15 protein-coding genes, 2 tRNA genes and 1 other annotated feature are annotated in these 19,809 nt (G+C 53.1%); of the genes, 2 read left to right on the forward strand and 15 right to left on the reverse strand.

The annotated features are described in order from the left end of the window. Positions 1 to 358: 358 nt before the first annotated feature. From H70357_RS25395 to pyrR, 10 genes are all read right to left on the reverse strand, one after another. Positions 359 to 432, reverse strand: a tRNA-Ile gene (locus H70357_RS25395). A 46-nt stretch (positions 433 to 478) separates the two neighbouring features. Next, positions 479 to 555: transfer RNA gene (locus H70357_RS25400), tRNA-Met, on the reverse strand. Between the two features lie 82 nt (positions 556 to 637). Continuing rightward, positions 638 to 802, reverse strand: a complete 165-nt coding sequence (locus H70357_RS36395; RefSeq protein ID WP_019909365.1) for a hypothetical protein — start codon at positions 800 to 802, stop codon at positions 638 to 640. Positions 803 to 990: 188 nt separating this feature from the next. Continuing rightward, positions 991 to 1,632: an orotate phosphoribosyltransferase gene (gene pyrE / locus H70357_RS25405; protein ID WP_038595328.1), complete on the reverse strand. Its 642-nt coding sequence runs from the start codon at positions 1,630 to 1,632 to the stop codon at positions 991 to 993. Then, positions 1,629 to 2,402: an orotidine-5'-phosphate decarboxylase gene (pyrF, locus tag H70357_RS25410; protein ID WP_052092663.1), complete on the reverse strand. Its 774-nt coding sequence runs from the start codon at positions 2,400 to 2,402 to the stop codon at positions 1,629 to 1,631. Before pyrF ends, pyrE begins: the two co-directional genes overlap by 4 nt. Before the next feature lie 133 nt (positions 2,403 to 2,535). Beyond that, complete coding sequence (gene carB / locus H70357_RS25415) at positions 2,536 to 5,757, reverse strand: carbamoyl-phosphate synthase large subunit (protein WP_038595330.1); 3,222 nt, start codon at positions 5,755 to 5,757, stop codon at positions 2,536 to 2,538. Position 5,758: 1 nt separating this feature from the next. Further along, positions 5,759 to 6,937, reverse strand: a complete 1,179-nt coding sequence (gene carA / locus H70357_RS25420; protein WP_052092251.1) for a glutamine-hydrolyzing carbamoyl-phosphate synthase small subunit — start codon at positions 6,935 to 6,937, stop codon at positions 5,759 to 5,761. 130 nt (positions 6,938 to 7,067) lie between these two features. Beyond that, a complete protein-coding gene (locus H70357_RS25425; protein WP_038600449.1) occupies positions 7,068 to 8,351 on the reverse strand; it encodes a dihydroorotase in 1,284 nt (427 codons plus the stop codon). Positions 8,352 to 8,470: 119 nt separating this feature from the next. Then, entirely contained in the window at positions 8,471 to 9,379 is a 909-nt protein-coding gene (locus tag H70357_RS25430) for an aspartate carbamoyltransferase catalytic subunit (RefSeq protein WP_038595331.1), read from the reverse strand. A 2-nt stretch (positions 9,380 to 9,381) separates the two neighbouring features. Beyond that, positions 9,382 to 9,960 carry a bifunctional pyr operon transcriptional regulator/uracil phosphoribosyltransferase PyrR gene (gene pyrR / locus H70357_RS25435; protein WP_038595333.1) on the reverse strand — a complete coding sequence of 193 codons (579 nt, stop codon included), beginning with the start codon at positions 9,958 to 9,960 and terminating at the stop codon, positions 9,382 to 9,384. A 660-nt stretch (positions 9,961 to 10,620) separates the two neighbouring features. Between pyrR and H70357_RS25440 the strand changes: the two genes are divergently transcribed. Next, positions 10,621 to 11,181: a GNAT family N-acetyltransferase gene (locus tag H70357_RS25440; RefSeq protein WP_052092252.1), complete on the forward strand. Its 561-nt coding sequence runs from the start codon at positions 10,621 to 10,623 to the stop codon at positions 11,179 to 11,181. Positions 11,182 to 11,243: 62 nt separating this feature from the next. Here H70357_RS25440 and H70357_RS25445 read toward each other — a convergent pair whose 3' ends face one another. From H70357_RS25445 to lspA, 3 genes are all read right to left on the reverse strand, one after another. Next, positions 11,244 to 12,497: an LL-diaminopimelate aminotransferase gene (locus H70357_RS25445; RefSeq protein WP_038595334.1), complete on the reverse strand. Its 1,254-nt coding sequence runs from the start codon at positions 12,495 to 12,497 to the stop codon at positions 11,244 to 11,246. Between the two features lie 97 nt (positions 12,498 to 12,594). Further along, entirely contained in the window at positions 12,595 to 13,569 is a 975-nt protein-coding gene (locus H70357_RS25450; RefSeq protein ID WP_038595336.1) for an RluA family pseudouridine synthase, read from the reverse strand. Continuing rightward, a complete protein-coding gene (gene lspA, locus H70357_RS25455) occupies positions 13,562 to 14,065 on the reverse strand; it encodes a signal peptidase II (protein WP_038595337.1) in 504 nt (167 codons plus the stop codon). The genes H70357_RS25450 and lspA overlap by 8 nt, the downstream gene beginning before the upstream one ends. A gap of 245 nt (positions 14,066 to 14,310) precedes the next feature. On the opposite strand from lspA, the gene H70357_RS25460 reads away from it, so the two are divergent. Continuing rightward, entirely contained in the window at positions 14,311 to 15,042 is a 732-nt protein-coding gene (locus tag H70357_RS25460) for a TraR/DksA C4-type zinc finger protein (protein WP_038595339.1), read from the forward strand. A gap of 54 nt (positions 15,043 to 15,096) precedes the next feature. On the opposite strand, the gene H70357_RS25465 is transcribed toward H70357_RS25460, so the two are convergent. Continuing rightward, entirely contained in the window at positions 15,097 to 15,450 is a 354-nt protein-coding gene (locus tag H70357_RS25465; protein ID WP_038600453.1) for a DUF5665 domain-containing protein, read from the reverse strand. Positions 15,451 to 15,807: 357 nt separating this feature from the next. Continuing rightward, positions 15,808 to 18,900 (reverse strand): isoleucine--tRNA ligase, encoded by a 3,093-nt coding sequence (gene ileS, locus H70357_RS25470; protein WP_038595341.1) that lies wholly within the window; start codon positions 18,898 to 18,900, stop codon positions 15,808 to 15,810. A gap of 607 nt (positions 18,901 to 19,507) precedes the next feature. Next, positions 19,508 to 19,786 (reverse strand) — a binding site (T-box leader). Positions 19,787 to 19,809 lie beyond the last annotated feature (23 nt).

Below are 19,809 nucleotides of genomic sequence, written 5' to 3' on the forward strand. Positions count from 1 at the left end.
ACCAGGATACCTAACACTGCATTTACCGCAGCCGTAATCTGATCATACTTTTCCGGTGCCAACTGCACCCCAAAGATCACAATCCGAAGGTGGCTGCCGAAAGATTGGGAATGACTCCTGCAATGTTCAATGAGAGGTACTCACATCTTCTCCCAATCATGCAGGAAGAGGCCGTTGACAGAATTGAAAATGAACTCAATAAATTCGCAGAAAAGCAGCTTGAACCTGTGGAATAAAAGTCTCCGTTAGCAAATCCGTTAGCAAGCTTAAAAAAATGGCCTTTCCCCACTCAAGCATATTCGCTCCGACGAGCCTACATATAGCAAAAACCCCTTGCTAGGCAAGGGGTTTAGTGAAGTGGGCCCTACAGGACTCGAACCTGTGACCAATCGGTTATGAGCCGACCGCTCTAACCAACTGAGCTAAGGGCCCGGATCTAAAGTATCCGTATGATATACAATGGCTGTAGGAAATAAATTGGTTGCGGGGGCAGGATTTGAACCTGCGGCCTTCGGGTTATGAGCCCGACGAGCTACCGGGCTGCTCCACCCCGCGTCAGTAATCATATTCAAACAGCGACAATAGTTAATATACAATATACCAGGCACTAAAGTCAAGGATGATTTTGTTAATTTATTCAGGGCAGGAAACGCACCCCGTAGCGGCCCTTGCGGGAGCGATAAATTTCCACAAATCGCGGATCATGATAGCCGTAAATCCAACCGTCCTGCTCCAGCCTCTTGGCCAGGCAGCCTGCTTGAAATCTCGTCCTGAACAGCTTCGCGAAGTATATCCAGTTCATGATGCCTTCTTCTCCTTTGTTACGATAATGGATGTCTTCCTTCCCTGAAGTTATCATGCCCAGTTTTTAAAATATAAGCCGCCGAATAAGGTATCCGCCAATAAAAAAACAGCAAGGCCCTCACCTTGCGGTGAGGGCCTGAAAAACATTGCCGGATAACCCCGGCTAACATTCCGGATACAATTCTGCTACACGCCGAACGAGGCCGGATCTTTGCGCCAGGACTGCAGCAGCGCTACATCGGTTTCAGCGATTGTGCCTTGACTCAGTGCTACATCAATCAATGTGCTGTAGTTGGACAAGCTTTGCAGCGGCACACCAGCTGCCGCAAATGCCTCGGTGGCCCGGTCCAGCTCATAGCTGAAGATGGCCAGTACGGCCAGCACCTCTCCTCCGGCCTCCTGTACGGCCTGCGCCGCCTTAATGGAGCTGCCGCCGGTAGAAATCAGGTCCTCAATCACAATGACCTTCTGTCCGGGAGAGATAATGCCTTCGATCTGGTTCTGCTTGCCGTGGCCTTTGGCTTTGTCGCGGATATATGCCATCGGCAGATCCAGCTTGTCGGCCGCCCAGGCCGCATGCGGAATACCCGCAGTGGCTGTGCCCGCAATCACTTCAGCGTCCGGGTAGCTGGCTCTGATCAGCTCTGCGAAGCCAGCGGCAATGTAGCCGCGAACTGCCGGAACGGACATGGTCAGGCGATTGTCGCAATAGATGGGCGACTTGATGCCGGAGGTCCAGGTAAAAGGCTCCTGCGGACGCAGCGCCACTGCCCCAATCTCCAGCAAATAGCTGGCGACTTGCTGGCTTGTATTCGATAATATGCTCATGCTTGAGTCATCTCCTCAATAATAGATAGTGCGGCTGCGCGCGGATCCGCCGCAGCCGTAATAGGCCGGCCCACTACAAGGTAGTGGCTGCCTTGCCGGATAGCTTGTCCCGGTGTCATCACCCGGGACTGATCGTCCAGGGAAGACCCTGCCGGACGAATGCCCGGGGTAACCGTGCGGAACTCCGGGCCGCACGCGGCAGAGATCGCCGCCGACTCCTGCGGTGAAGCTACCACGCCGTGCAGGCCGGCCTCAACCGCCAGCTTGGCGTAACGCACCACGGTGTCCGCTACATTCCCGGCAATGCCAATCTCGCTGTTCATCACTGCCTGACTGGTGCTGGTGAGCTGTGTCACTGCGATAATCAGCGGCATTCTCAGCGACGGGTGCAGGCTAACCGCCTGGGCAGCCCCGTCCAGCGCTGCAGCCATCATGGCCGAGCCGCCGGAGGCGTGTACGTTGAACATATCCACACCGAGCATCGTAAGGCTCTCCGCCCCACCCCGCACCGTATTGGGGATATCATGCATTTTGACATCGACGAACACGGAATAACCGCGGGCCTTCAGTTCTCTGATGAAGTCTGGTCCGGCTGCATAGAACAGCTGCATCCCAACCTTCATGTAACAAGGAATACCTTCCAGCTTCTCAATGAGCAGCCTCGCTTGCGCTGCATCAGGATAATCCAGGGCAATCATCAGCCGCCCAGCCATTTCATCCCGTCTGGTAATTTCTCCGATATTCTCGTGTTCAAGCTGCTGTGGGTCCATCTGTTTCACGTACGGTTCAGCTCCTTTGGTCATTTTTTAACGGTTACCGGGTCCCCGGGCATAGCGGAACGGTCTGCGATAACGCAAACCGTTCCAGTGGCATGCCCGAATGGGCTGCTCATACATCTATAGGTTATTGTCCGACAAAAGCTGGCATGGACTGCGACGAGAAGTTGATCGTCTGCAGCATGATGAGCAGCGCCGTTACCGTATCCAGTGAGGTCATACATACGACACCGTTCTCTACCGCTTCACGGCGGATACGGAAGCCGTCACGCTCTGGCGTTTTGCCTTTAGTCAGCGTATTGAAGACAAAGTTGGCCTGACCACCGCGGATCAGATCAAGGATCGTCGGCTCTCCTTCATCCAGCTTGTTGACATTCATCACGTTCAGGCCTGCCTGTTCAAGGGCTTGCGCCGTACCGCCGGTGGCAATGATTTTGTAGCCCATGGCGTGGAAGCCCTTCATCAGCTCAACTGCCTCAGCTTTGTCTTTGTCTGCTACCGTAACGATGATTGCTCCGGTTGTTGGAATTTTCATGCCTGCTCCGATCAGACCTTTATAGAGCGCTTTGGCATACAGCTTGTCGCGGCCCATAACTTCGCCGGTCGATTTCATTTCCGGTCCTAAGGTAGGCTCCACTCTGCGCAGCTTGGCAAAAGAGAACACCGGCACTTTTACCGACACATAGTCGCTTTCCGGCCAGAGGCCTTCTGTGTAGCCATCGTCTTTCAGCTTGCCGCCGAGAATGATCTTGGTAGCCAGATGGGCCATAGGAATGCCGGTTACCTTGCTCAGGAAAGGAACCGTACGCGAAGAGCGCGGATTCACTTCGATCACATATACTTCATTCTGGTAAATGACGAACTGGATGTTGACAAGGCCAATCGTTTTCAGTTCCTTGGCAATCTTGATGGTGATTTCGCTTATTTTCTGCTTCAGGCCTTCATCCAGATATTGCGGCGGGTAGACAGCGATGGAGTCACCGGAGTGGACACCCGCACGTTCTACATGCTCCATAATACCAGGGATGACTACGGTCTCGCCGTCGCAAATCGCGTCAACTTCAACCTCTTTGCCCAGCATGTAGCGGTCGATCAGCACCGGATGCTCCGGATTCACCTTCACCGCTTCAACCATGTAGCTCAGCAATTCCGCATCGTTGTAGACAATCTCCATTGCACGGCCGCCCAGTACATAGGAAGGACGTACAAGTACCGGATATCCCAGCGATTGAGCTGTTTCTACGGCTTGACTCACATCGGTTACCGTCTTGCCTTTAGGTTGTGCAATATTCAGACGGGCCAGAAGCGCTTCGAATTTCTTGCGGTTTTCAGCTTCGTCGATGCTTTCCAGACTGGTGCCGAGAATATTTACACCGGCTGCAGCCAGCGGCGCAGCAAGGTTAATGGCAGTTTGTCCTCCGAACTGGACGATAACGCCAATCGGATTCTCCTGGGTGATGACATTCATGACATCCTCGAAGAACAACGGTTCAAAATAGAGCCGGTCCGAGGTGTTGAAGTCGGTCGATACCGTTTCAGGATTGTTGTTGATGATTACAGCTTCATAGCCGGCTTTCTGGATCGCCCAGACCGCATGTACGGTACTATAATCGAATTCGATCCCCTGACCGATCCGGATAGGTCCGGACCCGAGCACGATAACCTTCTGCTTGTCGGAATGGATAACCTCATTCTCCGTCTCATAAGTGGAGTAGTAGTAAGGTGTGGAGGCTTCGAACTCAGCCGCGCATGTATCTACCATCTTGAAGACTGGAGTTAGTCCCTGCGCAAGGCGCATAGCACGAACATCCACTTCCTTCGTCTGAGCTCCGCCCGGACGTCCTTCCGCCCGGATCTCGGCAATTGCCCGGTCAGTGAACCCTTTGCGTTTCGCTTGATACAAGGTTTCGGCACTCAGCGTCTCTTCGCTGCGCAGCACATCCTCGAAGTTCACCAGGCCTTCAATCTTGGACAGGAACCACCAATCAATGCTGGTGATATCCTGAATCTCCTGCAGGCCGTAGCCGCGGCGGAACGCTTCCGCGATCAGGAACAGCCGCTCGTCATCCGCTTTGGCGAGACGACCCCGCAGCACGCTGTCTTCCAGCTGCTCTGCGCCCGGCAGGCGGAAACGGTGGACACCGATTTCCAGGGAACGGACTGCTTTATGAATCGACTCTTCAAAGGTACGGCCAATCGCCATGACTTCGCCGGTTGCTTTCATCTGCGTGCCCAGTTTACGGTTCGCCGATGTGAACTTGTCAAACGGCCAACGCGGAATTTTGCTGACGATATAGTCCAGTGTCGGCTCGAAGCAGGCGTATGTCTGTCCTGTAACCGGGTTAACAATTTCATCCAGGGTGTAGCCGAGAGCGATTTTGGCTGCCATTTTGGCAATCGGGTAACCGGTCGCCTTCGACGCCAGCGCCGAGGAGCGGCTGACCCGGGGATTTACTTCAATGACATAATATTGATAGCTTTGCGGATCAAGCGCGAACTGCACGTTGCAGCCGCCTTCGATATTCAGCGCGCGGATGATCTTAAGTGACGCGCTGCGCAGCATTTGGTATTCGCGGTCGGACAACGTCTGGCTTGGTGCCACAACGATACTGTCGCCTGTATGTACGCCGACAGGATCAAAGTTCTCCATGTTGCAGACAACGATACAGTTGTCGTTCGCGTCCCGCATAACCTCATATTCAACTTCCTTCATACCGGCGATGCTTTTCTCCACCAGACATTGACCGATCGGGCTGTAACGGATACCCGCTTTGACGGTTTCACGCAGCTCTTCCTCGTTGTCGCAAATGCCGCCGCCGGTTCCACCGAGCGTATAGGCCGGACGAACGATCAACGGGTAGCCGATTCCTGCGGCAAAACCCATCGCTTCTTCCACAGTCGTGATAATTGTGCTCTCCGGTACCGGCTGATCCAGCTCGCGCATCAGTTCGCGGAACAAATCCCGGTCTTCTGCTTTCTCGATGGATTCCAACTGTGTGCCCAGCAGCTTCACGTTCTCCGACTGCAGCACACCTGCGCGGGCCAGTTCCACGGCCATGTTCAGGCCGGTCTGTCCGCCCAGTGTCGGCAGCAGGCCATCCGGGCGTTCCTGGCGGATAATCGCCGTAACAAACTCAAGTGTAATCGGCTCGATGTATACCTTGTCGGCCATATTGGTATCGGTCATGATCGTGGCCGGGTTGCTGTTGATCAGCACAACCTCCACGCCTTCTTCTTTGAGCGCCTGGCAGGCCTGTGTTCCTGCATAGTCAAACTCGGCAGCCTGGCCGATGACAATCGGGCCGGAGCCGATGACGAGAATCTTTTTAAGTTTATCGTTCTTTGGCATGTTATAGAGCTCCTTTCACGGCTTCAAGCTGTGCTTTGGGTTGTGGTGCCGTGATTCTGGCATTTGCGGCAAGCTGGGCCTGGCGTGAGCCTGCTGGCGTCTTCGCTTTGTGATCAGCAATCATTTCCAGGAAACGGTCGAACAAATAGCTGCTGTCATGCGGTCCCGGCGCCGCTTCCGGATGGTATTGCACCGAAAATGCGGGGTAGCGGGTATGTTTGAGTCCTTCAACTGTCTTGTCATTGTTGTTGATATGCGTAACCTCAAGCTCGGTATTGACAACTGAATCCTCGTTTACTGTGTAGCCATGGTTCTGCGAGGTAATGAAGCAGCGTCCGCTCTCCAGCTCCTTAACCGGGTGGTTCCCGCCGCGGTGGCCGAATTTAAGCTTCTCTGTGTCGGCGCCACAAGCCAGGGCGAACAATTGGTGACCCAGACAGATCCCGAAGATCGGGTATTCGCCGAGCAGCTCGGAGATCGTGTTGACGGCATACGGCACGTCTTTAGGGTCCCCAGGGCCGTTGGAGAGCTGAATGCCATCCGGGTTCAGGCGGCGGACCTCATCTGCAGTCACATCATGCGGCACGACTACAACATCACAGCCGCGGCTGTTCAGTTCGCGCAGGATACCGGTCTTCGCGCCGTAATCGACCAGCACGATCCGTTCTTTGTTCCCCGGACTGCTGTACGTTTTGGTTGTAGATGTCCGGGCTACCTGATTGCGCAGCTCCTCAATGGTCGTGTCGCCCATCATTTCCATGAGCTCTTCCACACGTTTGTTGGAAGTGGTTAGAATGGCCTTCATCGTGCCGTGGTGGCGGATAATGCGGGTCAGCATCCGCGTGTCGATCTCGCTGATTCCGGGAATGCCATATTCCTTCAGCAGGTCATCCACGCTGTATTCGGCGCGCCAGTTGCTTGGCACTTCCTCATGGCGGCGTACAACAAAGCCGTGTACGAAAGGACGCACAGATTCGAAATCATCGCGGGTAATGCCGTAATTTCCAATCAGCGGATAAGTCATGGTGACGATTTGCCCGCAGTACGAAGGGTCCGACAGCACCTCCTGATATCCCGTAATTCCTGTGTTAAAAACAACCTCGCCCGTCTTTTCGCCTTCAGCGCCAAATGCGGTGCCTGTAAACAGCGTTCCGTCCTGTAGCAGCAATCTCGCCTGCATTCCCATCCACTCCTTCTTGTTTCTGTAGTCTGATTCTATGCCTTGCATCATTAGCGGAGTGTAACGCGCCAAAATGCCGCCGCATGTTCACCTTGCCCCATACAGCCGGCATCTTCGCTCCACCAGTTCATTAATTAGCTTTAGTCCATACCGCTGTGCCGTCTACCCATGTCATAACCGGCCAGCCTTTAAGCTTCCATCCGGCAAAGGGAGTATTGCGTCCTTTGCTGGCAAATGAAGCCGGATCTACTTCCTGCTCCTCCTTGAGGTCGATCAGCGTCAAATCGGCAGGCGCCCCAACCGTGAGATGGCCTGTATTCAGCCGGAACACCCGGGCCGGATCAGCGGTCATCCGCTGCACCAGCAGGGACAGGTCCCATTTGCCGGTTGCCACAAAAGCGGTGTAGAGCAGCGGGAATGCTGTCTCAAATCCGACAATGCCAAACGGTGCAAGCTGCATGCCTTTCGCTTTCTCTTCCTCGCTGTGCGGTGCATGATCGGTCACGATGATATCCAGCGTCCCGTCGAGCAGACCCTCGATGCAGGCTTCCACGTCGCGGCGCGAACGCAGCGGCGGGTTCATTTTCCAATTGGCATCCATGCCCGGAATGTCTTCCTCCGACAGCAGCAGATGATGCGGGCATACCTCCGCGGTCACCTTGATGCCGATTTGCTTGGCCTGGCGGATCAGCCGCACCGATTGTTCCGTGCTGACGTGGCAGACATGATAGTGAACACCGGTTGCTTCAGCCAGCAGAATATCGCGTCCGACATGGATCGCTTCCGACTCGTTCGGAATACCTTTGAGGCCATGCGCGGTTGCGAACTTGCCTTCGTTGACCGCACAGCCCTCAACCAGCGAATCGTCCTCGCAATGCGCGATTACAGGCATATCCAGCCCGGCAGCCAATTTCATGGCATCCTTCATCATCTGGGCTGTCTGTACGCCTACTCCGTCGTCCGTGAAACCAATGGCTCCAGCTTCCTTAAGTGCGGCAAAATCGGTCAGCTCGCGTCCCAGCTCATTTTTCGTAATCGCCGCATAAGGGAGCACCTTCACCAGTCCGGCTTCGCGCGCTTTATCCTTCACAAACTGTACGATTTCCGGGCTGTCCGTTACCGGGCGTGTATTCGGCATGCAGGCGATGGTAGTAAATCCGCCCTTGGCAGCCGAACGTGCTCCGGTTTCTACCGTTTCTTTATGCTCAAAGCCAGGCTCGCGGAGATGCACATGCATATCAATCAGTCCCGGGATCAGCAGTTTGCCTTCGGCTTCTATGATTTCAGCGGATTCGTCGAGCGCATCCAGATTACTCTCAATTGCGGAAATTACGCCGTCCTGAACTACGATATGTCTAGTCTCTAACTCGCCTTCCTGGTTGAGCACGCTGGCGTTTCTAATGATCACGGTTATGATTCTCCTTTTACCTGCAGGCCGCAGCCGCAAGCTCTCTGATTATTATATAATAAAAATTCATCTTTGTGTATATTTATTAGTGTATTTATGTCAGCTTTTTTTAACTTGGAGAGTTGCTATTGAAGGGCTCTCTCCATTACAGCCATCCGCACAGGCACGCCGTTGGACATCTGCGGGAAAATCCGCGATTGGCTGCTTTCGACCACTGCGTCATCAATCTCTACGTTGCGGTTCACCGGAGCCGGATGCATAATGATCGTGTTCTTATCGAGCCGCGCCGCCCGTTCTTCCGTCAATCCATACTGTTTCCGGTATTCCTCGGCAGACAGCAGTATGCCGGATGCATGGCGCTCAAGCTGAACCCGCAGCATCATGACTACATCAGCCTTAAGCGCTTCTTCCATACTCACATAAGGAGCGTAGGCAGCAAGTTCCGGCGCCTGCATATTCTCCGGTGCGCAGAACTGCACTTTGGCCCCCATCTTTGTCAGTCCCCAGAGGTTCGAGCGTGCAACCCGGCTATGCATAATATCCCCTATAATCGAAACTTTGAGGCCCTTCAGCCCGCCAAAATTTTTGCTCATTGTGTACAGGTCCAGCAGTGCTTGTGTCGGATGCTCGTTATTACCGTCTCCGGCATTGATCAGCGGAATGGACACCTTCTCGGCCAGCTGCTGCAGCACGCCCGCAGGCTTCAAACGCACAACTCCGGCATCGATCCCCATTGATTCCAGTGTGCGTACTGTATCGTAGATCGACTCGCCTTTTTCTACACTGGAAGCCGCAGCCGTGAAATTCAGCACCTGAACGCCAAGGCGTTTCTCGGCCATTTCGAAGGAAAAGCGGGTGCGCGTGCTGTTCTCAAAAAACATGTTGGCAACAAAATGTGATCTCAGTACCGGGGTCAGCTTCTCGGCCTGATTGTCCCAGTACGCTGTTCTCTCCAATAACTCACGGATTTCCGAGCTGTCCAGCTCTTTAATCCCCAGCAGACTGCGTTCCTTCACCTTGGTTGCCGTCATCATTGTTATCGTTCCTCCCGGTTTGAAATAATGTAAACTTCATCCTTGCCATCGAATTCGGTCAGCGCCACTTCGATCTGCTCATGCCTGGAGGTAGGTACGTTCTTGCCGATGTAGTCCGGACGGATCGGAAGCTCCCGGTGTCCACGGTCAGCCAGTACAGCGAGTTGGATCATCCTTGGCCGTCCGCAATCCATCAGGGCATCCATCGCCGCGCGGATCGTGCGTCCGGTGTACAGCACATCGTCAAACAAAATCACTTTTTTGTCGTGGATGCCGCTGCTGCCTTCCGGCAGGGTCAGGTAGCTTTTCACTACCGTCCGGTCCATCTCTTCCCGGTTATCTCCGCCTTCGCGGTCATCGCGGTAATGTGTGATGTCCAGCTCGCCGTAAGGAATATCAACACCTTCAATTTCCTTGATACGTTCTGCGATCCGCTGGGCCAGGTAAATGCCGCGTGTCCGGATGCCTACCAGCAGACAATTCTCGATACCTTTGTTTTTCTCCAAAATCTCATGGGCAATGCGCGACAGTGCGCGGCGAATTGCCGTTTCATCCATAATGACATTTTTCTCAGTAACCATAATCCGTCATCCTCCTGCTTGTACGCCCGTTCAAGCTCCCGGAAATCAAAAAACTCCTTGCCCAAAGCAGGCAAGGAGTGAAATCCGCAGATTCAAAAAGATGGCGTGTCCGCGCGCATAAAAAGGCCCTCCGTACTCATACGGATTCCTTCCTTAAGTCGCGAACCTCGATTCACGTTACCTTGCCAGCCTCACGGGACTGAATTAAAGGCGCATATTCATTTAACAGAATTATGACAGAAGTCATGGCTTGTGTCAAATGGGAGGCAGTGGGAACAGAAAAACTGGAGGAGATTTAGGTGAAAGGACGCAGACTGCGGGAATGTTGGACTTTCGGCCGCTGTTAGGTTTGGATTCCTTGATTGATACCGCTACTAGCGGTAGAAATCCAAACCTAAAGGCGGACGCATTCGCTCCTACAGTTCCAAAATCCCCTCCACTGCTTCCACCTAAACGTGGAATTTTTCAGTTTAAAAGTAAGAAGCAAAAAAGAACGCCAGCTTGTTTCATAAGCTGATGATGATCAAGACCATTAGACCATTTTCCATTCATATAGTTTACATCTCATGACCGAGAAACTAATAAACTGCCGGCTTACCCTCTGCTTGTTTTACGTCCCTGCTTCCGCTTTGATATGATGAAGACCGGAGGCGACTGATAATGGAACTGGAATTTATCACAGCTGCGCATTGGAATGATAGCTTGTGGCAGTTAATTGAACCCATGTACCGGGAGGCTTTTCCCAGCGGGGCCAAACCGGAAGGAATACTGCACAATATGCTGGACAGAGGAATAGCGTATTTGCATGCAGGCCTAGCTGATGGACATGTTGTAGCAATGGCTGTAACCGGGATCGTTGGAGGGACGGCAGACAAGCGGCTTATCATTGATTATCTGGCAGTTGCCAAGAAGTCGCGCGGAGAAGGCCTTGGCTCATTGTTTCTGGAAAAAATCATTCACTGGGCTGAACAAGTGCATAACGCCAGTGGAATCATCATTGAAGTGGAAGGCGGAAACACAGCTGCGCATCTTGAGCGTATTCATTTCTGGGAACGGAATGGTTTCAAGCTGACACCGTATATCCATCAATATATTTGGGTGCCGGAGCCGTATCAGGCAATGCTGCGCCCGCTGAAGCAGGGGGTTGCTGTCGAAGATAATGGGGAGTCTTTATTCCGTTATATTAACAATTTTCACAGAAATTCTTACCGCCTATCTTGAGCATGCTGCAACAAGAAGCCGCCGCAGATTTCTCTGCGGCGGCTTCTTAGTTGCCCGTTATTTTAGAATTCGAATTCAACGTCGCTGAGGCGTCTTTGAATTTCGGAGATTACACGTTTCTCTTCCTCTTCACCTTTGGCGATAAAAGTAACGGAGAAACGTACGAATGGACCTGCATCATCCCAAGGCACGGTAGAGATCAGCTTCTCGCGGATCAGGAACTGCGAGAAATCTTCGCCGGATTCGAAACGGCGTCCGCCTTTGACACCTTTTGGTGCAGCTACATAAAGGAAGAAAGAACCTTTCGGTTTCTCTGCCTTGAAGCCCAGGCTGTTCAGCGCGTCCACCAGCATGTTGTGGCGGCGGGAATACTTGGCAGCAATCGCTTCAGTAATCTCAGGGTGTTCCAGACCGTAGGCGGCAGCCTTTTGAATCGCGATGAACTGGCCGGAGTCATTGTTGTCCTTCACATCGCTGAATGCTTTCACGACCAGCGGGTTGCCGGCAACGAACCCGATTCTCCAGCCTGTCATGTTGTAAGACTTGGAGAGCGAGTGCAGTTCTACGCCGACATCCTTCGCGCCGGGTACGGACAGGAAGCTCAGCGGCTTCACACCGTCATAAGTCAGCGCTGCATATGGAGCGTCATGGATGACTACGACGTTGTATTTTTTGGCCCAGTCTACAACGGCGCTGAAAAATTCAGGAGTTGCGCTGGCACCTGTAGGGTTATTCGGATAGTTCAGGTAGAGCAGCTTCGCTTTGCGGGCGATATCTTCCGGAATGGAATTCAGATCAGGCAGAAAGTTGTTCTCTCTCTTGAGTTCCACCGTATAGACTTGTCCACCCAAATATTTGGTGTGGGTACCCAGTACCGGATAACCCGGAACCGTCATAATGGTGATGTCACCCGGATTGATGAAGCAGGATGGCAGCATGGCCAAAGCCGGCTTCGAGCCGATGGAATGCACAACCTCGTTTACAGGGTCGATCCCCTCTACACGAAATACATCCTTCAGGTAAGCAGCAGCGGCAGCTTTGAATTCAGGAATTCCGTTATCGGAATAGCCGCGGTTTTCTTCTTTGGCCGCTTCGATGGCAAGTCTTGCAACAATGCCTTCATCCGCCATCTCGTCAGGTTCGCCGACGCCCATATCAATCAATTCAATATTAGGAAAATCCTGTTTCGCCGATGCTTTGGCGCGTTTGATTTTCTCGAATTTGTAAATGGCTGTATCTTTGCCGTAATTCGCACCGCCGATGCGGTCCGCAAAATTAGTCTGAATGAAAGTCTCTTGATACTGTTCGATACTCATAATTTTGTTCTCATCTCCTGGCTATTATTAAATATATCATTAAATATGAAGCAAAATTGTCTCCAAAACCATGGATTTATGATCACTTCATTTGTACTTATCTGCTGCGCAGCGTAAACAGCACTTCTTCCATATCTGCCGGAATCGGTCTGCTGAACTCCATATACTCACCCGTGGAAGGATGCTTAAAGCCCAGTACGGCGGCATGCAGAGCCTGTCCGTTCATCATAATCCCCTTGCTGCGCCCGTATACCGGATCGCCGACCAGCGGATGCCCGATAAACTTCATGTGCACGCGGATCTGATGCGTCCGTCCGGTCTCCAGCTGCAGTTCCAGCAGTGTGCAGTCGCCAAAGCGTTCCAGCACGGTAAAATGGGTCACGGAACGTTTGCTGTTTTTCTCGGTTACCGTGTACAGCTTGCGGTCATGCGGGTCACGGCCAATCGGAGCGTCTACGGTTCCATGGCTATGGGCCAGGTTACCATGCACCACTGCGATGTAGCGGCGTGTTACACTGTGCTCTTTGAGCTGGGCAGCGAGTGAAGCATGACTGGCATCATTTTTGGCTGCCATAATCAGACCGGAAGTATCTTTATCAATGCGGTGTACAATCCCGGGACGAATCTCGCCATTGATGCCGGACAGATCTTTGCAATGAAACATCAGCGCATTGACCAGTGTACCGGACGGATGCCCTGCTGCCGGATGCACAACCATGCCGCGAGGCTTATTAATTACAATAACATCACTGTCCTCATAGACCACTTCAAGCGGAATATCCTCCGCAATCAGATCGGTAACTTCAGCCTCTGGAACTGTAACAGCGATAACATCGCCTTCATTCAGCTTATAGTTGGCCTTAACCGGAGAACCGTTTACCTTAACATGTCCGCTGCTGATCCACAGCTGTACCTGAGAGCGTGAAATTTCTTCTTCCCAGGCCTCCGTAATATATTTATCAACCCGTTCCCGGGCATTCTCTCCGGAAACAATCCACTCCGTGACGTCCCTTTCTTCTTCGTAGGCAATAGCACCTGCCTGCTCATTGACGTCCTTGTTCAAATCATTCATTCCCTTCTTTTACTTCCTTTGATTCCTTAACTTCGATGATTTCTTCTCCGCTCTTCATATCCAGCAGTGTATCGAGAATAATCAGTCCAACCCCAATCACGATGCAGGAGTCGGCGACATTAAAAATAGGGAAGGTGTAGCTCCCGAAGTTGAACATCAGGAAGTCAACAACCTCACCGTTCAGCATCCGGTCCAAAAAGTTGCCTATAGCTCCGCCCAGCACCAATGCCAGAGCGGTAGGAAGCAGCTTCCGCGAGGCTTTGGCCTTGTTCATATACCAGACAATTCCGACGACAACAACAACCGTAACTATAAAGAAAAACCATTGCTGTCCTTCAAGAATTCCGAAAGCGGCTCCACTATTGCGGTGGGAGGTAATAATGAAGAAGTCGTTTATGACCGGAATCTGCTCGCCGAGCTCCAGCCGGGTAGCAATCACATATTTGGTACCCTGGTCAATCAAAAACACAATTAGCGCAATCAGATAGTACACCACAGAAGTTGTCACTCCGTTCTTATTTTTCCCGCGTTATAGCGGTACAAATACTGAATAAAGACTTGTATATTGTAGCACAGGCCTCAAGAAGCCGTCTATTGCGGACCGTATAACCCTTTTAAGGCCGGGGGACTATTTACCATCGCTAAAAAGACGCTTCTCCGGTCAAGCTATCAAAGAACGAACCGGCAGGAATGCCGGGAAGCGTACGTTATGACAAAAGCATCTGAAAGGAGCACTCGCCTATGAGCCATCTGACATCACAGCAGCTCTCGCAGCTGCGTGCAGCGCTGCAGCAGCAGCAGGAGGAAATCCGCCACAGGCTGCAAAATAACGAGCATTACGGTCTGCAGGAAGCCATGCGCGATACAACCGGGGAATTGTCCGAAATCGACAACCATCCCGGCGATGCCGCCACTGAGCTGTATAACCGCTCGATAGATATTTCCCTGCTGGAACGCGACGAGCATGAATTGGACGATATCGAAGCCGCTCTGCAGGCCATGGATGAAGGCACCTACGGGATTTGTATCGCCAGCGGCAATCCGATTCCATATGAGCGCCTCTCAGCCATTCCATCCACCAGATACAGCAAGGAGCATGCCCCACGCCAGAACGCGCCGTTTACCCGGCCGGTCGAAGAAGAGCTGCTGTCCCCGCCTTTTGGACGCACCAGCCTTGACGAACGCGATGAGCAAAACGGTTTTGACGGCGAAGATGCCTGGCAGATCGTCGAAAGCTGGGGCAGCTCCAACTCCCCGGCCATGGCCGAAGGCAATGATATCAGCTCCTACAACGATATGGAGATTGAGGCCGACGAAACCGAAGGCTTCGTGGAGCCGTGGGAGAACTTTGTGGCGACCGATATCGCCGGAAACCATTTGACCATCATCAAAGGAACCAGTTACCGCCATTATATGGACACCGAGGAAGGCAGCTACCTGCTGGATCCGTCCGCTAAAAAGGAAAGGGAGTAGCCATGTGCTGCTCCTTTTTTAGGTACACACGCCAGATCAATGATTCTCTAATCCCTAAAAAGTCTTAAGCTCCAGCTGGTGCTGTACGATCCGCACAATATCTGCAATATAATCTCCGATAATCGGCAGGTTCAGCGCCCCCAGCATCTGCAGTACATAAATGATCGTCGCTGCAAAAAAAGTGAATCCGAGGGCAATCCCCACCCCGCGCGCTATTCCTGATATTATGTTCAGCCAGATCAGCCGCCAGGGCGAATGCAGCAGCTGTGTATATTCAGCAACCCGCGATTTCTCCATCTCCCGGGCCAGCCACAATGTCAGCCGGTATACCGCGCTCAATTTCTCGTCCTGGGAAAGGGCCTCTGCTCCCGCTTCAGTCTCCCGTTTGAAATCCGGCGCCTGATCCAGTCCGCTGCCCTCGCCAGTTGCGGCGGAGATTTCTCCCTGCTGCCCGGAGCTTTTGCTTCCTTCTTTCCGACCCTCCAAAACACTCTAGCTCCTTCCCTAACGTCCACAAAATAAACGAGCCCGGTTCGGGGAGAGGCAATCTCTCCCCGAACACGGGGCTCGTCATTTTGCGCATAAATATAAGGTTCTCAGTAAAGATCCTCATATTTCCGCAGAAACGGCTTCCTGATCAGCGGTACACATACCGCCAATCTCGAAAGCCCCTGCCCTATGCTAAAGGCCTGGACGTTTCTTCTTATGCCGCTAGTATATGTCATTTGGAGACAAGCGATACGGGGATCAGCATTTACCTTCTCTTTAGGCTCCGATATGGATACCAATGGATCTGCCGCCGGCATCCACCGTTTCAAATGGATGCGCTCCGTCAAACTCCACGTTAGTCACAAGTACATTTTCACGCAGTACATGTTCAAAAGCAGTCACTGCCGCTTTCAGTTCATCATCCAGCTGCAGCGTGAGCGCAATCCGTTTCTCGATCGCCAGATCTAGGCGTTTGCGGTAATCCTGCACTGCACGGACAATTTCGCGGACCCAGCCCTCCTGCTCAAGTTCAGGAGTGATTTCCGTGTTCAGTGCTACCGTAAGCCCGTAACCGGAGGCTGATGCAAAACCCGGTTTGGCCTGCTTCTCAACAAGCAGCTCCTCGGCAGTAATCTGCAGTTCTTCCCCTTCCGGCGACACGATGGCAATCACACCGTCCTGTACCGCTTTGCGGGTAGCGTCGCTGTCCATCCCTTTCAGGTAGCCTTGCAGGAAGCCTACGCTCTTGCCGTATTTTTTACCGGCTACCTTCAGGTTCAGCTTCAGCGTAAAATCAACAAACCCGCTGTCGCTGTTCTCCAGCACAATTCCCTTGACATTGATTTCATCCTTGATGATCTCTTCATAATCCGTTACATCAAAGCTGCCGTCCAGGGAAACGATCAGCTCGGACAGCGGCTGGCGTGTCTTGATGCCAGTCTCGTTGCGCACGTTGCGGGCAAGCTCGACAATGCCTCTGGCACTCTCCATATCCCGCTCCAGCTCAAGATCGATCAGACTCTCGTCGGCAGCCGGATAATCCGCCAAATGTACGCTTTCCCCGCCGCCAAGGTTGGTATAGATATCTTCCGACAGCATCGGTGTGAACGGTGCCATCAGCGTAGCCGTTGTGAGCAGCACATGTGTCAGCGTACGGTAAGCGTCCAGCTTCTCTACGCCAAGCCCGCTTCCCCAGAACCGGTCGCGTGAGCGGCGGATATACCAGTTACTCAGTTCATCCACGAAGTTCTCAATCGCTTTGGACGAATTAACGAAGTCGTTGATGGCGAGGCCTTTTTCCACAACTAGAATCAGACTGTTCAAGCGGGAGAGAATCCAGCGGTCGAGCTTATGTCCGGATACCTTGAAAGGATGCTCTGCAGGGTCGTACCCGTCAATACCGGCATAGAGCGTCAGGAACGCATGTGTGTTGACCAGCGTATCCACAACCTTGGATTTGGTCTCACCAACCAGACCGCGCGAGAAACGTTTGTTATTCCACGGCGCACTGTCAGACAGGATCGCCCAGCGGAAAGCATCGGTGCCGTATTCGTTCATGATTTCCCAAGGGTCAATGACATTGCCTTTGGATTTGGACATTTTTTGGCCGTTCTCATCGAAGATGTGGCCGTGGGCAATAACTGCCTTGTAAGGCGCTTTGCCCTTGAACAACGTCGATACCGCAAGCAGGCTGTAGAACCAGCCGCGTGTCTGGTCAATTCCTTCACAGATCATATCTGCCGGATACTGGTCGGCGAATCTGTCTTCATTCTCGAACGGATAGTGGCTTTGGGCAAACGGCATCGAGCCGCTGTCAAACCATACGTCGATGACCTCAGATGTACGCACCATCACGCCACCTTCGCTGAACGGGCTGCGCAGCTTGATGTTGTCTACATATGGCTTATGCAGCTCGATATCCTCAGCGACTTCGCCGATCGCCATCGAGCGGAGTTCAGCGATGCTGTGCGGCGCAAATTCTTTGCCGGTGTCCTGGCAAACCCAGACATTCAGCGGTGTGCCCCAGTAGCGGTTGCGGCTGATATTCCAGTCCACCAGCTCTTCCAGGAACTTGCCGAAGCGGCCTTCGCGCACATGGTCAGGATACCAGTCTACGCTGTTGTTGTTGGCGATCAGCTGATCTTTGATCGCTGTCGTTTTGATGAACCAGCTGTCTGTCGCATAATACAGCAGTGGAGAATCGCAGCGCCAGCAGAACGGATAGCTGTGCTCGTATTTCTCTTTATTGTACAGCAGCCCTTTTTCGGACAGCACCTTGATGATATCTAAATCGCAATCTTTCACAAACCGTCCGGCAAAATCACTTACCACATCAGTGTATTTACCGGAAGTATCCACCACATTGACAAAGCTGATGCCGTTGTCGCGGCAGCTCTTATAGTCATCCTCACCATGTGCCGGAGCCATATGCACGATCCCGGTACCGCTGGAATCCGTTACGAAGGATGCAGCAACAATCACATTATGTTTCTCCGCCTGGATATAGCTAAACGGCGGGGTATAGCTTTGACCGATAAAGTCAGAGCCTTTGTGCGTAGAAAGAACCGTATACTCCCCTTTCAGCACCTCTTCCACGAGGTTCTTGGCCAGCACGTATACGCCGTCTTCCTGCTGCGCACGGACATATTCCATCTCCGGGTTCATCGCCAGCGCCATATGCGCCGGAAGCGTCCAAGGGGTGGTCGTCCAGGCCAGGACATAGTCGCCGCTGCCATCCAGCTTGAACTTGGCCGTTGCACTGAGGTCCTTCACCGTCTTATAGCCCTGCGCCACTTCATGGGAGCTCAGCGTTGTCTGGCAGCTCGGGCAGTACGGGCTGACGCGGTGTCCGCGGTACAGCAGACCTTTCTCATGCACCGTAGCCAGGATATTCCACACACTTTCGATGTACGTATTATCCAGCGTCACATACGGATTATCCAGATCGGTCCAGTAACCGATCGCTTCCGTGAACTCACGCCACTGCTTCTCGTAACCAAATACGCTCTCTTTGCACTCTTTGATGAACTTCTCCACGCCGTACTCTTCAATTTCCTGCTTGCCGGAGATTCCGAGTTTCTTCTGCACGCCGAGTTCAACCGGCAAGCCGTGAGTATCCCAGCCTGCTTTACGCACAACTCGGTAGCCCTTCATCGTCTGGTAGCGGCCGATGAAATCCTTGATGACCCGGCCCAGCACGTGCCCGATATGCGGTACGCCGTTAGCTGTCGGAGGTCCTTCATAGAACACATAGTTCGGACGGCCCTCGCGGTTCTCCATGGATCTGCGGAACGTATTCTCATCGCTCCATTTCTTCAGAATGCGGACATCTCTTGCCCGCGCTTTTTCTCTGACATCTACTTTTTGCATTGCTGGTCAATCCTTCCTTGATATAGTCTATAAAGCTGCTCGATCCCCCTAAATCCCCCTTAGCCAAGGGGGACCCCGAGGGCCCCGGCCCTCTGGACACCCGGAATATTGTCTAAACTCCAAGGAGAGGCGGATGTAGAGTTCATTTTGGTGTTATCCCCGCTTGTCGCCGCAAGCGGCCCGCTTTACCTCAAGCACGCTAGGCGCGCAGCCCGCTCGCAAGGTTTGCTCTTGCTCTTGCTCTTGCTCTTGCTCTTGCTCTTGCTCTTGCTCTTGCCCTTGCCCTTGCTCTTGCCTTGGGCCCCCGGCCCGCGATCCCGTCAGGGCAGCGCTGGGCCGGGTTGCCCTCGCGGCGGGGCGCAGCCGCCGCAAGCCGTCTTTGCCTTTGCCCTTGAGCAGGAAAGGCCCCGCAGGCGTACCCGCCAGGGGAGCCTAAGAAGGGGCGCTCCCCCGTCGAACAAATCCCTACCCGTCCGCGGACGCCACTCTCTGCACAATGCCCTTGTTGCGGGTGTCCAGAGGGCGGCCAGCCCTTGGGGTCCCCCTTGGAAAGGGGGATTTAGGGGGATCGCGCCCCGCAACAACAAAAACGAGCGCCATCCCGCCCCCAAGGGGCGAGACGACGCTCGCGATACCACCCTAATTCTGTGCTTCAGGCACATCCTCAGGGGGAGTGTATTCAGCACAATCTCAGTTCCGCACAGACAATCTAAACGCGCGGGTCCGGGATAACGTCCGGCAGACGGCTAAACTTACGCACGAATTAACGCTTCAGCTCAGCTTCTAGGGGAAGATCTTCCGGCAAGGTGTGAACAATCGGCTCGCAGCAAACACCGACTCTCTGGAGAACGTAACCTTATCGTACTTGTCCCGTCATCGAATGATTATGGTACAGATATGTTTTAGTTA

The sequence above is a fragment of the Paenibacillus sp. FSL H7-0357 genome, assembly GCF_000758525.1.
In the GTDB taxonomy this organism is placed as follows: Bacteria; Bacillota; Bacilli; order Paenibacillales; family Paenibacillaceae; genus Paenibacillus_AQ.

What these genes read in the sequence shown, in the direction of transcription:
- carA (WP_052092251.1), bottom strand. Translation starts at nt 6,937, where the DNA reads ATGCAGGCGAGATTGCTGCTACAGGACGGAACGCTGTTTACAGGCACC.
- H70357_RS25460 (WP_038595339.1), top strand. Translation starts at nt 14,311, where the DNA reads ATGAGCCATCTGACATCACAGCAGCTCTCGCAGCTGCGTGCAGCGCTG.
- H70357_RS25445 (WP_038595334.1), bottom strand. Translation starts at nt 12,497, where the DNA reads ATGAGTATCGAACAGTATCAAGAGACTTTCATTCAGACTAATTTTGCG.
- pyrE (WP_038595328.1), bottom strand. Translation starts at nt 1,632, where the DNA reads ATGAGCATATTATCGAATACAAGCCAGCAAGTCGCCAGCTATTTGCTG.
- H70357_RS36395 (WP_019909365.1), bottom strand. Translation starts at nt 802, where the DNA reads ATGAACTGGATATACTTCGCGAAGCTGTTCAGGACGAGATTTCAAGCA.
- H70357_RS25430 (WP_038595331.1), bottom strand. Translation starts at nt 9,379, where the DNA reads ATGATGACGGCAACCAAGGTGAAGGAACGCAGTCTGCTGGGGATTAAA.
- carB (WP_038595330.1), bottom strand. Translation starts at nt 5,757, where the DNA reads ATGCCAAAGAACGATAAACTTAAAAAGATTCTCGTCATCGGCTCCGGC.
- pyrF (WP_052092663.1), bottom strand. Translation starts at nt 2,402, where the DNA reads ATGGACCCACAGCAGCTTGAACACGAGAATATCGGAGAAATTACCAGA.
- ileS (WP_038595341.1), bottom strand. Translation starts at nt 18,900, where the DNA reads ATGCAAAAAGTAGATGTCAGAGAAAAAGCGCGGGCAAGAGATGTCCGC.
- H70357_RS25440 (WP_052092252.1), top strand. Translation starts at nt 10,621, where the DNA reads ATGGAACTGGAATTTATCACAGCTGCGCATTGGAATGATAGCTTGTGG.
- pyrR (WP_038595333.1), bottom strand. Translation starts at nt 9,960, where the DNA reads ATGGTTACTGAGAAAAATGTCATTATGGATGAAACGGCAATTCGCCGC.
- H70357_RS25450 (WP_038595336.1), bottom strand. Translation starts at nt 13,569, where the DNA reads ATGAATGATTTGAACAAGGACGTCAATGAGCAGGCAGGTGCTATTGCC.